General features: G+C 73.1%; 9 protein-coding genes. 8 read left to right on the top strand and 1 reads right to left on the bottom strand.

Annotation, left to right across the window (positions count from 1 at the left end; all coding sequences use genetic code 11):
* Positions 1 to 74: 74 nt before the first annotated feature.
* The 3 genes from OG417_RS38875 (at position 75) to OG417_RS38865 (ending at position 2082) form a co-directional block, all read left to right on the top strand.
* Positions 75 to 743 (top strand): potassium channel family protein, encoded by a 669-nt coding sequence (locus OG417_RS38875; RefSeq protein ID WP_329239947.1) that lies wholly within the window; start codon positions 75 to 77, stop codon positions 741 to 743.
* Positions 743 to 1402 carry a potassium channel family protein gene (locus OG417_RS38870; RefSeq protein WP_329239945.1) on the top strand — a complete coding sequence of 220 codons (660 nt, stop codon included), beginning with the start codon at positions 743 to 745 and terminating at the stop codon, positions 1400 to 1402. The genes OG417_RS38875 and OG417_RS38870 overlap by 1 nt, the downstream gene beginning before the upstream one ends.
* A gap of 200 nt (positions 1403 to 1602) precedes the next feature.
* A complete protein-coding gene (locus tag OG417_RS38865; RefSeq protein WP_329239943.1) occupies positions 1603 to 2082 on the top strand; it encodes a hypothetical protein in 480 nt (159 codons plus the stop codon).
* Positions 2083 to 2088: 6 nt separating this feature from the next.
* Here OG417_RS38865 and OG417_RS38860 read toward each other — a convergent pair whose 3' ends face one another.
* The gene (locus OG417_RS38860) at positions 2089 to 2253 is read right to left on the bottom strand and encodes a hypothetical protein (protein WP_329239941.1); all 165 of its coding nucleotides are present in this window, start codon (positions 2251 to 2253) and stop codon (positions 2089 to 2091) included.
* 268 nt (positions 2254 to 2521) lie between these two features.
* Between OG417_RS38860 and OG417_RS38855 the strand changes: the two genes are divergently transcribed.
* From OG417_RS38855 to OG417_RS38835, 5 genes are all read left to right on the top strand, one after another.
* The gene (locus OG417_RS38855; RefSeq protein WP_329239939.1) at positions 2522 to 4792 is read left to right on the top strand and encodes an LPXTG cell wall anchor domain-containing protein; all 2271 of its coding nucleotides are present in this window, start codon (positions 2522 to 2524) and stop codon (positions 4790 to 4792) included.
* A 174-nt stretch (positions 4793 to 4966) separates the two neighbouring features.
* Complete coding sequence (locus OG417_RS38850; protein ID WP_329239937.1) at positions 4967 to 5896, top strand: LLM class F420-dependent oxidoreductase; 930 nt, start codon at positions 4967 to 4969, stop codon at positions 5894 to 5896.
* Between the two features lie 103 nt (positions 5897 to 5999).
* Positions 6000 to 6743 carry a TetR/AcrR family transcriptional regulator gene (locus tag OG417_RS38845; RefSeq protein ID WP_329239935.1) on the top strand — a complete coding sequence of 248 codons (744 nt, stop codon included), beginning with the start codon at positions 6000 to 6002 and terminating at the stop codon, positions 6741 to 6743.
* A 62-nt stretch (positions 6744 to 6805) separates the two neighbouring features.
* Positions 6806 to 8245 carry a 3' terminal RNA ribose 2'-O-methyltransferase Hen1 gene (locus OG417_RS38840; protein WP_329239933.1) on the top strand — a complete coding sequence of 480 codons (1440 nt, stop codon included), beginning with the start codon at positions 6806 to 6808 and terminating at the stop codon, positions 8243 to 8245.
* Positions 8242 to 10770, top strand: coding sequence for a polynucleotide kinase-phosphatase (locus OG417_RS38835; RefSeq protein ID WP_329239931.1), 2529 nt, complete (start codon positions 8242 to 8244; stop codon positions 10768 to 10770). Before OG417_RS38840 ends, OG417_RS38835 begins: the two co-directional genes overlap by 4 nt.
* The last annotated feature ends 4 nt before the right edge of the window (positions 10771 to 10774 follow it).

Here is a 10774-nt window from a genome sequence, read left to right as displayed (position 1 = left end):
CCGCGTCCGGCCATGTGTAGGTTTCTCAGGTCAAGACGGAGCCAAGCCGACGGACGGCGCCGGAAAGGACGACCGTGCACATCGTGATCATGGGGTGCGGGCGTGTCGGATCGACACTCGCCCACATCCTTGAGGATAAAGGCCACAGCGTGGCCATCATCGATCAGAGCCCTGAGGCGTTCCGGCGGCTGCGCGGAGGTTTCAAGGGCCGCCGTGTCACCGGTTTCGGCTTCGACCGCGACGTGCTCGTCGACGCCGGGATCGAACAGGCGTCCGCGTTCGTCGCGGTGAGCAGTGGCGACAATTCCAACATCATTTCCGCACGCGTGGCGCGGGAGACCTTCGGCGTGGAGAACGTCGTGGCCCGCATCTACGACCCCCGCCGCGCCGAGGTGTACCAGCGCCTCGGCATCCCCACGGTCGCGACCGTGCGCTGGACCGCCGACCAGATGCTGCGCCGGCTCCTTCCCGAGGGCCCCGCGCCGCTGTGGCGCGACCCGACCGGCGAGGTCGTGCTCGCCGAGGTGCAGATCGACCCCAAGTGGGTGGGCGCGAAGGTGTCCGCGCTCGAGGACTCCGCGCAGACCCGGGTGACCTTCCTCAACCGGATGGGCGAGGCGGTGGTCCCCGACGCCGACACGGTCATCCAGGACGGCGACGTGGTCCACGTGATGGCCGTCGCGAGCGAGATGGAGCGCATCAACGACGCCGTGTCACAGCGGCCCGAGGAGAAGGCGGAGTAATGCGGGTCGCCATCGCCGGCGCCGGAGCGGTCGGCCGCTCCATCGCCCAGGAGCTCCTGGAGAACGGCCACGAGGTCCTTCTCATCGACAAGAACCCACGTTCGATCAAGGTCGAGGCCGTCTCGCAGGCGGAGTGGCTGCTCGCCGACGCGTGCGAGATCGCCTCGCTGGACGACGCCGGGCTCGAACGCTGCCACGTCGTCGTGGCCGCGAGCGGAGACGACAAGGTCAACCTCGTGGTCTCGCTGCTGGCCAAGACCGAGTACGGCGTCCCGCGCGTCGTCGCCCGGATCAACCACCCCAAGAACGAATGGCTCTTCAACGAGTCCTGGGGCGTGGACGTCGCGGTCTCGACCCCGCGCCTGATGTCGGCGCTCGTCGAGGAGGCCGTGAGCGTCGGCGACCTCGTACGCCTCATGACGTTCCGCCAGGGCGAGGCCAACCTGGTCGAGCTGACGCTGCCCGAGGACGCGCCGCTCGTCGGACAGCTCGTCGGCTCGGTCTCCTGGCCGCAGGACACGGCGCTGGTCGCGATCCTGCGTGAGGGCCGGGTGGTGGTGCCCAGCCCCGACGACACGCTGGAGGGCGGTGACGAGCTGATGTTCGTCGCCAACCAGGACGTCGAGGACGAGCTGGGGGACCTGCTCTCGGCCCGCTGACCCGATTCGCGCGAGGCGGCCGTCCCGGATCCTCGGACGGCCGCACGAGGGCGGCCCGCCGCGTGCGGGCCGCCCTCGTCGTCGGGCCGTACATACGCGAGGGTCCCGCCCCCTCGAAGGCCGCCGGTGCCGCTCCGGCATCGGGCGGCTACACTCGGTAGTCACTCCAGTGCGGCGATGCGCGCGTTTTGGAGAGGGCTATGCGGATCATCTTCGTGGTTTTGGTGTTGGCGCTCGGCGCGTGTTCTTCGGGTGGCCATTCGGCGGGTGGACCGAATGGCCATTCTTTGTCATCGGTGCCCACGCCGGCGGCGACGGGCCCCGCATTCGGTTCTCCCCGTGCCACCGCACCCGTCACGACGCCGCCGCCGGATGACGAGCCCGGTGAAGAGGCGCCCGAACGTCCCGAGGCGCACAAGGTGACGTTCGCCCTCCGCGGCAGCGGGCGCGTCTCCGTCTCCTTCACCACGCCGGACGGCCACCACCGGCGCATGGTGGTCTCGCCGCCCTGGAGCAGGACCTTCACCGTCAATGACGGCCAGAGCGTCGACGTGAACGCCCACGGCAAAGGTTCCGGCGAGCTGACCTGCACGCTCAGCGTCGACGGCGAACTGGTCAAGAGCGCCAGCAGCTCCGGCGGCTCCGCGAGTGTCGACTGCGGGGACAGTCTCGGGTTCTGAGCAGGGTCAGGCGGACGGCTGGGTGTCCCCGGCCGGGCGGGCGAGGTCGGCCCGGTGGCTGTGGGGAGTCAGGTAGGCGGAGGCGGCGACGAGGACCGTCGTGATCGCGGCCGCCACTTCGCCGGGAATGTCGATGCCGGCCAGGCTCAGGACCCACACGAGGATCGCCACAATGGCGCCCGCAACTGTTGCCGCGGTGAGGTCGAAAGGCCGTCAAAGGAAACTATCGCCGAGAGCCGTGGGCGTTACGCGCCTTCGTTGTGCAGGCGGTTTTTTACCATCACTCTTTGTGACGACACGCCGACGCGCTGCTATGAGATCGCCTCCCGGGACGGCTACAACGGGGCGTTGACAACAGCGTCTGAGCAGGTCACGGGGGACACGAATGATCGACATTTCTGGCCGCGCCGTGCGTGCCGGAATCCGGAGTATCACCGCGGTGGCGGCGGCCTCATGCTTCGCCGTCATGCCGCAGGTGACGAGTAGCGCGTCCGCGCACACCGGCGGCAAAGCCGGGAGAGCGCACGACCGTACGACTCCGAACCGGGACCACGACGGCCACGGCCACGGCGGGCAGGCCGCGCGTGATCACGCGCGCGGCCGTGCCGACGTCGTGGTCGACACCAAGGGCCCGCGCGGGGCGATCGTCCCGGGCAAGACCTACAACTGGCCGTTCGAGGTGACGAACCGGGGCACCGTCCCGGCGCGGGACGTCGCCCTGACGACCACACCGGACAAGAACCTCAAGGTGCTGGCCGCACCGCCGAAGTGCCACTGGCGCAAGGCCGGCCCGCTCGTCTGCCACATCGGCCTGCTCCCGCAGGGCAAGACCCGGCACGGGGTCATCACCGCCACGGTCGTCCCGCCGGCCCACACCGGCAAGGCGCGGAAAGAGCACGTCCAGCTGCGGAACCCCGTCCAGGTGTCGTGGCACAACGCACCGACACCGGAACGGCGGCTCGCCGCCTTCCCGCCGGTCGAGGTCTCACCGGACGGCTCGGACACCGGCGCCGCACCGCAGACCGCCGCGGACGAGCTTCCGTACCCGCTCATGGTGACCGAGCACGGTCCGGGAACCGCCGAGTCCGTCGTCGTACGGAGCCCGATCGGGGCGCCCGCCGCCGATGGTCCGTGCTCGCTCGGCGTGGTGCCGGGCAGGACCGCCGGCAAGTCCATGCCGATCAAGCCGGAACTCGGCTCCTGCGCCGCCAAGCAGGACGATCCGACGGCGTGCGGGTGCGGCACCGCCGCGCAGCAGCGGCCCACCTCGGATCTGCCGACGGAGAACGCGGTCATCCCGGCCCGTCCTTCCCGGTCCGATGTCCCGGCCTCGGCGCCGTGCGGCGCGGTGGCGACACGTCCGGACGTCTTCCCGAGCCGTCCGGCGACGTCGTCGTGCGCCGGTGCGCAGGACCGGCCCGAGAGCGAGGCGGGCACGTCCGCGCAGACGCCGTCCGCGACGGCCGCCGAACAGCCGGCGACGACGCCGTGCGGCGCGGCCAGGCCGGTCGTGGTGCCCGAGCGTCCGGCGTCGCTTCCGCCGTGCGCCCAGGCCGGGCAGGCCGCGCAGGACCGGCCCGCCGCCGTGCCGTCCACGGGCACCGCGGACAAGGCGCAGGACAAGACCGCCGACAAGGCACAGGACAAGACGGCTGACCAGGCGCAGGACCGGCCGGCCGGCACACCGTGCGGAGCGGCGGCCGACCGCCCGGTCATCCTGCCCGCTCGCCCGGTGATCGTGCCGGAGAGCCCGGTGACGGTGCCGCCGTGCGCCGCCGGCAAGCCCGCGGCGGCGCCGTCCACGGCGTCCGTGGGGCACGCCGACCAGCCGGCCACCGACAAGTCCGCGCCGGCCACGGTCGTCGACAAGTCCACCCCGGCCGCCGGCACGTCCACTCCGGCCACGGACAAGGCGTCCACTCCGGCCGCGGACAAGGGGGAGAAGGCCACGGACAAGACCGGGGCGCCCGCCGCCACGCCGTGCGGCGCGACGGCCGCCCGGCCGGTGGTCGTTCCCGGACAGCCGGTCGTCGTGCCGGACATGCCGGCGATCCCGCCGTGCGCGCAGAAGTGGCCGAGCTCCTGCGGCTGCCTGCACTCCGCCGGTGTCCCGGCGGCGCCCGCCGCCGAACCCGCGGCTCCGGCCGCCTCGGACACCCCGGCCGCTCCGGTCGACTCCGACACCGCACCGTGCGCCGCGGCGGACAAGCCGATGGCGGGTAAGGCCATCTCCGAGCGGCCCACCGGGTCGTCCTGCGCGCAGGAGACTCCGGCCGCCGTGCACGAGGAACCGGGCAGCACGCCCGAGACCATCGCGCCGATGACGCCGCTGACCGGTCCGGGCAAGGCCGCGCGCCACCCGCTCGCCCGGCCGCACCACCCGCACCACCCGCTGGGCTCGGGCCGCGCACGTCGCGACTGCGTCCGGCAGGGCGCGGGCTTCGTCTGCCCGCTCGGCTCCGGGCCGCACCACCCGCAGGTGCACAATCTCGGGGCGCCCGGTCACCCGCACGGGCTCCACTGCGGGAGCGCCGGCGGTGCCGCCTGCCACGTCCGGGCCGCGCGTCCGGTCCCGGTGAGGGAGGCCCCGGGCCGCGAGCTGCCGACCACCGGTAGCTCCTCGGCGCTGTTCGCCCTGGCGGGCCTCGGCCTCGCCGGTGCCGGCGTGGTGCTGTACCGGCTCACCCGGACGCGTCGCGAGGAGAGCTGAAAGATGCCCGGGAACCCCCGCGCACGGGTGCGTGAGGGTTCCCGGGCGACCGGGGAGACCGCCCGGAACCCCGCCCGTACGGCAAGGGCACGAGGGGTCCCGGGCGGTCCGCCGGAGACGGGAGCACCGACCCGAAGGTGCGGGCCGAGGTGACGGGGGAGCAGGATGGGGACCATGCTTTTGCGGATCTTCACCGAGCCCCAGCAGGGAGCCGGATACGAAACCCTGCTCCGCGTCGCCAAGGCCACCGAGGAGTACGGCTTCGACGCGTTCTTCCGTTCCGACCACTACCTGAAGATGGGGGACGTCAGCGGGCTGCCGGGTCCGTCGGACGCCTGGATCACCCTGGCCGGCCTGGCCCGGGAGACCCGGCGCATCCGGCTGGGCACCCTGGTGACCGCCGCGACGTTCCGGCTCCCCGGCCCGCTCGCCATCTCCGTCGCGGGCGTCGACGAGATGAGCGGAGGCCGCGTCGAGCTGGGTCTGGGCACCGGCTGGTACGACGGCGAGCACACCGCGTACGGGATCCCGTTCCCCGGTCTGGCCGAGCGGTTCGACCGGCTCGAGGAGCAACTGGCGATCGTCACGGGCCTGTGGGAGACGCCCGAGAACAAGACGTTCGACTTCCAGGGCACCCACTACCAGCTGACCGACTCCCCGGCGCTGCCGAAGCCGGCCCAGCGGCCGCGCCCGCCGATCATCATCGGCGGGGTGGGCGCCAAGCGCACGCCACGGCTCGCCGCGCGCTACGCCGACGAGTACAACGTGCCGTTCCACTCGGTCGCCGACACCGGGGCGGCGTACGAGCGGGTCCGCGCCGCCTGCGAGAGCGACGGCCGGAAGCCCGGGGACATCGTCCTTTCGGCCGCGCAGGTCGTCTGCTGCGGGCGCGACGAGGCGGAGCTGAGCCGGCGCGCCGACGCGATCGGCCGCTCGGTCGAGGACCTTCGGGCGAACGGCCTGGCCGGCACCCCGGCCGAGATCGTCGACAAGATCGGCCGGTTCGGCGAGCTCGGCGCCGCGCGGATCTACCTCCAGACCCTGGACCTGGAGGACCTGGACCATCTCGAGCTGCTCGCGAGCGACGTCCTTCCCCAGGTCTGACCGCCGTCGGCGTGGTCGCGCCGGGGCAGGCCGCGAGCCTCCCCGGCGTGGCGATCAGAACATCGTTCGTGACAGGTACTCTGTTCGCGAAAAGGAGCGTCCCGTGACCGAGGCGACCGAGATCCCGCCACCGCCGTGGCGGCGTCCCAAGAAGTCCGCGCGGCAGCGCCGGCCTCTCAGCCAGGAGCTCATCGTCGACACGGCGATGCGGATCCTCGACGCCGAGGGTCTCGACGCGCTGAGCATGCGCCGGGTGGCGCTCGAGCTCCAGACCGGTCCGGCGTCCCTGTACGCGCACGTCGCGAACAAGGACGAGCTGCTGGAGCTGATGATCGACCGGATCACCGGCGAGCTGGACGTTCCGGTCCCCGACCCGGACCGCTGGCAGGAGCAGATCGTCGAGGCGGGCATGGAGGCCCACCGGGTCTGGACCCGGCATCCCGGCATCGCCCGCGCCGCGCTCGCCAACATTCCCCTCGGTCCCAACTCCCTGCGCTACTCCGAAGCTCTCCTGTCCGTCCTGCGCGCCGGCGGCGTGCCGGACGAACGGGCGGGCTGGTTCGTCGACCGGCTGTCGCTCTACGTCCTCGCGGACGCCTTCGAGGATTCCCTGCACCACGAGCGCGGACGCCGCACCGAGGAGGACGCGCGGGAGTACTTCGAGCAGGTCCGCACGTACTTCCACAGCCTGCCGCCCGGCCGCTTCCCGGTCATCACCTCGATGGTCGACGCGCTGGTCGGCGGCGACGGCGACGAACGCCTGCGGTACGGCCTGGAGCTCCTGGTCCGCGGCCTCGCCTCGTACGTCCCCGACCGGCCGGGGACCTCGACCGGCCAAGCCGGCTGACCGGTCCGGCGAGCCGGTTAATTCGATAGGTCCTGTTCGCCGGTGTCCGCGACACTGTGCGGGTGCTTCTGACGATCACCACGACCGCGCGCCCGGCGACCGACCTCGGCTACCTGCTGGTCAAGCATCCCGGCCGGGTGCAGGCGTTCGAGCAGTCGTTCGGCACCGCTCACGTCTTCTACCCCGAGGCGGACGAGGACCGCTGCACGGCGGCGCTGCTGCTCGACGTCGACCCGATCCGGCTGGCCCGGACCCGGCGGACGCCGGACCTGTCCCTCGGCCAGTACGTCAACGACCGGCCGTATGCCGCGTCGTCCCTGCTCGCGTCGGCGATGGCGAACGTCTTCCGCACGGCGATGCGCGGCCAGAGCCGGGAGCGCCCGGAGCTGGCGGGCACCCCGATCCCGCTGCGCATCACGCTGCCCGCGCTGCCCTGCCGGGGCGGGCCCGAGCTGGCCGAGACCCTGTTCGCGCCGCTCGGCTGGCGGGTGGAGGCGTGCCCGGTCCCGCTCGACGAGCGGTTCCCCGAGTGGGGCGACTCGCGGTACGTCACCCTCACGATCGAGGGTGAGGCCACCCTCGCGTCCGCGCTGAACCAGCTGTACGTCCTGCTGCCGGTCCTGGACGACTCCAAGCACTACTGGGTGGCGGCGGACGAGGTCGACAAGCTCGTCCGCGCGGGCGAGGGATGGCTCGCGGCGCACCCCGCCCGGGCCCGGATCACCCGCCGCTACCTCGCGAACCGCCACCGCCTGGTCCGTACGGCCCTGGCCCGGCTCGCCGACGCCGACGACGCTCCCGACGACGCGCTCCAGCGCCACCCCATCGACGAGGAGCCGCCGGCCGCCGACCCGACGGCCGCCGAGCCCGGGTCCGCGGAGCCGGCCGAGGACGTGGCCGCGCCGCCGGTGCCGCTCGCCGAACTCCGCGTCCAGGCCGTGCTCGACGCGCTGCGCGCCGAGCACGCGGCCACGGTCATCGACCTCGGCTGCGGTACGGGCCGGCTGCTCTCCCGGCTGCTGCAGGATCCGTTCTTCGAGTTCGTGGCCGGCGCCGACGTGTCCGCTCGCGCGATCGAGGCGGCCCAGCGCCGGCTGTCGCCGGGCCTGCTCCCGCGCGCCCAGGCCGACCGCCTCAACCTGTTCACGGCCGCGCTGACGTACGCCGACCAGCGTTTCCACGGGCACGACGCCGCGGTGCTGATGGAGGTCATCGAGCATGTGGACCTGCCCCGGCTCCCGGCCGTCGAGCGCGTGGTCTTCGGCGACGCCGCGCCGCGCGTGGTGGTCGTGACCACGCCGAACGCCGAGTACAACGTGCGCTACGAGAGCCTCACCGGCTTCCGCCACCCGGACCACCGGTTCGAGTGGACGCGCGCGGAGTTCGGCGCGTGGACCGCGCGGGTGGCCGAGGCGTACGGCTACCGGGTCCGCCACGTACCCGTCGGCGACGACGACCCGTCCGTCGGCGCGCCGACCCAGATGGGGGTGTTCGTTAAGTGACCGAGCTGAGGCTCCCCGAGATGGGGCTTGTCGTCCTGGTCGGTGTGTCAGGGGCGGGTAAGTCCCACTTCGCGCGCAGGCACTTCGCGCCGACGCAGGTGGTCTCCTCCGACCACTGCCGGGCGCTCGTTTCCGACGACGAGAACGACCAGTCGGCCACCGCCGACGCCTTCGACCTGCTGCACCACATCGTCCGTACGCGGCTGCGGCGCGGCCTGCTGACCGTGGTCGACGCGACCAACGTGCAGCCGGGACCGCGTTCCCAGCTCGTCCGGATCGCCAAGGAGCAGGACGTCCTGTCCGTCGCGATCGTCCTCGACGTGCCCGAGTCGGTCGCGATGGCGCGCAACGCCGCCCGTACCGACCGCGACCTGCCGGACCACGTCGTGCCCCGGCAGCGGCGCGAGCTGCGGCGCGGCATGCGCGACCTGCACCGCGTCTTCAAGCGCGCGTACGTGTTGAAGGGCGAGGAGATCGACGAGGCGACCGTCACGTACGAGAAGAGCTGGTCGGACAGGCGCGAGCTGACCGGCCCGTTCGACCTGATCGGCGACGTGCACGGCTGCCGGGCCGAGCTGGAGGAGCTGCTCACGACGCTCGGGTACGTCATCGAGCGCGACGCTCTCGGCCGTGCCGCCGGCGCCGCGCACCCGCACGGCCGTACCGCCCTGCTGCTCGGCGACCTCGTCGACCGCGGCCCGGACACCCCGGGCGTGCTCCGCCTGGTCATGGGCATGGTGAACGCCGGTAACGCGCTGTGCGTCCCCGGCAACCACGAGAACAAGCTCGTCCGCGCGCTGCGGGGGCGGCGCGTCACGGTCGCCCACGGGCTCGCCGAGTCGCTCGAACAGCTCGCGGCCGAGCCGGAGGAGTTCCGCGCCGAGGCGCTGGCGTTCATGGACGGGCTGGTCAGCCACCTCGTCCTCGACGGCGGGCGTCTCGTGGCCGCGCACGCCGGGCTCAAAGAGAGCTACCACGGCCGCGCGTCGGGCCGTGTGCGCTCCTTCGCCCTGTACGGCGAGACCACCGGCGAGACCGACGAGTACGGACTGCCGGTGCGTTACGCCTGGGCGAACGACTACCGGGGCGGCGCCATGGTCGTCTACGGGCACACGCCGATCGTCGAGCCCGAATGGGTCAACAACACGCTCTGCCTGGACACCGGCTGCGTCTTCGGCGGCCGGCTCACCGCGCTCCGCTACCCGGAGAAGGAGATCGTCTCGGTCCCGGCGCACCAGGTCTGGTACGCGCCGGTCCGCCCGCTGGAGGCCGAGCCGCCGGCGTCGCGCGGCGGGCACCGGGAGTCGGGCGTGCTGCGGATCGCGGACGTGGAGGAGGCCGTGGAGACCCGGCTGATGGGCCGGATCAACCTGCGCGCGGAGAACGTCTGGCCGGCGCTGGAGGCGATGAGCCGCTTCGCGGTGGACCCGCGCTGGCTGGTGTACCTGCCGCCCACGATGGCGCCCGCCGACACCTCGTCGCTGGAGGACCACCTGGAGCACCCGGCGGAGGCGTTCGCGGCGTACCGCAGGCAGGGCGTCGGCCAGGTCGTGTGCGAGGAGAAGCACATGGGCTCGCGTGCCGTCGTCGTCGTGACGCGGGACGCCGGCGTCGCCGCGGCGAGGTTCGGCGTGGACGACGGCACCACCGGCGCGGTCTACACCCGGACCGGGCGCCCGTTCTTCGCCGACCCGGAGCGGACGGAGAAGTTCCTCGCGCGGGTGCGCGAGGCGGCCGGGTTCCTGTTCGAGGAGCTGGAGACCGGCTGGCTGGTGCTGGACTGCGAGCTGATGCCGTGGTCGGCCAAGGCGGTGGAGCTGCTGCGCCGGCAGTACGCCGCGACCGGCGCGGCGGCGCGCGCCGCCCTGCCGGCCGCCGCGGACGCCCTGGCCCGGGCCGAGGCCCGCGGCCTGGACGTCGGCGGCCTGCGCGCCCGGATCGAGCGCCGGGCGGAGAACGCCGCGCTGTTCCGCGACGCGTACGCGCGCTACTGCTGGCCGGTGGAGGGGCTGACCGGGTTGCGGCTCGCGCCGTTCCAGGTGCTGGCGGGGGAGGGGTCCTCCTACGCCGCGCGCGACCACCGGTGGCACCTGGAGACCGCCGACCGGCTGGCCGCCGCCGACGACCTGATCGTCTCGACGCGGTCGCGCGTCGTCGACCTGACCGGCGACGACGAGGCGGACGCGGTCGCCTGGTGGCAGGACCTGACCGCGGCCGGCGGCGAGGGCATGGTGGTCAAGCCGCTGGGACCCGGTCCGGAGGGGCGGCTCGTGCAGCCGGGGCTGAAGTGCCGGGGGCGGGAGTACCTGCGGATCATCTACGGCCCCGACTACACCGAACCCGAGCACCTCGAACGGCTGCGGCAGCGCTCCCTCGGCCGCAAGCGGTCGCTCGCGATGCGGGAGTACGCCCTGGGCCTGGAGTCCCTGGACCGCCTGGCCGCCGGCGAACCGCTGTGGCGCGTCCACCAGCCCGTCTTCGGCGTGCTGGCCCTGGAGTCGGAGCCGGTCGACCCGCGTCTGTGACGGT

The organism is Actinoallomurus sp. NBC_01490 (assembly GCF_036227085.1).
Taxonomy (GTDB): Bacteria; Actinomycetota; Actinomycetes; order Streptosporangiales; family Streptosporangiaceae; genus Actinoallomurus; species Actinoallomurus oryzae.
The sequence above is the reverse complement of the archived record's forward strand: the minus strand, read 5'-3'. Positions and strand labels throughout refer to the sequence as shown.

Bases quoted from the DNA above. Each gene is read 5' to 3' on its own strand.
- OG417_RS38850 (WP_329239937.1), top strand. From the start codon at position 4,967: ATGCTTTTGCGGATCTTCACCGAGCCCCAGCAGGGAGCCGGATACGAA.
- OG417_RS38865 (WP_329239943.1), top strand. From the start codon at position 1,603: ATGCGGATCATCTTCGTGGTTTTGGTGTTGGCGCTCGGCGCGTGTTCT.
- OG417_RS38870 (WP_329239945.1), top strand. From the start codon at position 743: ATGCGGGTCGCCATCGCCGGCGCCGGAGCGGTCGGCCGCTCCATCGCC.